Source organism: Streptomyces sp. CAI-85, from assembly GCF_013363615.1.
Taxonomy (GTDB): Bacteria; Actinomycetota; Actinomycetes; order Streptomycetales; family Streptomycetaceae; genus Streptomyces; species Streptomyces antibioticus_B.
The window spans coordinates 1-998 of record NZ_JAANNX010000207.1 but is presented as its reverse complement, the minus strand read 5'-3'; the positions used below and the strand labels follow the sequence as shown (position 1 = coordinate 998).

General features: G+C 64.8%; 1 protein-coding gene. It reads right to left on the bottom strand.

Going from position 1 to position 998, the window contains the following annotated elements; all coding sequences use genetic code 11:
- Positions 1-998 (bottom strand): Fe-S cluster assembly protein SufB (gene sufB, locus G6W55_RS37805; protein ID WP_175525083.1); only part of this gene is annotated, 998 nt, incomplete at both ends.

Genomic DNA, 998 nt, shown 5'->3' with positions numbered 1-998 from the left:
CCGCGGCTCATCAGGTAGAAGAGCTGGTCCTCGGAGACCTTGGAGACGGTCGCCTCGTGGCCCATGGACACGTCGTCCTCGCGGACGTCCACGTAGGGGTAGGTGTCCGAGCGGGAGATGGTGTCGACCAGCAGCGCGTCGCACAGCACGTTGGACTTGGAGCCGTGCGCGCCCTCGCCGATCTCGACCAGACCGCGGTAGGAGGTACGGCCGCCGCCGCGCGCCACCGACTTGGAGACGATGTTGGAGGAGGTGTTCGGCGCCATGTGGACCATCTTGGAGCCGGCGTCCTGGTGCTGCCCCTCGCCCGCGAAGGCGATGGAGAGCGTCTCGCCCTTGGCGTGCTCGCCCATCAGGTAGACGGCCGGGTACTTCATCGTCACCTTGGAGCCGATGTTGCCGTCGATCCACTCCATGGTGGCGCCCTCGTAGGCGACGGCACGCTTGGTGACCAGGTTGTAGACGTTGTTCGACCAGTTCTGGATGGTCGTGTAGCGGCAGCGGGCGTTCTTCTTGACGATGATCTCGACCACGGCGCTGTGCAGCGAGTCCGACTTGTAGATCGGGGCCGTACAACCCTCGACGTAGTGCACGTAGGCACCCTCGTCGACGATGATCAGGGTCCGCTCGAACTGGCCCATGTTCTCCGTGTTGATACGGAAGTAGGCCTGGAGCGGGATCTCCACGTGGACGCCCGGCGGGACGTAGATGAAGGAGCCGCCGGACCACACGGCCGTGTTCAGCGACGCGAACTTGTTGTCGCCGACCGGGATGACGGTGCCGAAGTACTCCTTGAAGAGCTCCGGGTGCTCCTTCAGCGCGGTGTCGGTGTCGAGGAAGATGACGCCCTGCTCCTCCAGGTCCTCACGGATCTGGTGGTAGACGACCTCGGACTCGTACTGGGCCGCGACACCGGCGACGAGGCGCTGCTTCTCCGCCTCGGGGATGCCGAGCTTGTCGTACGTGTTCTTGATGTCCTCGGGCAGGTCCTCCCAGGA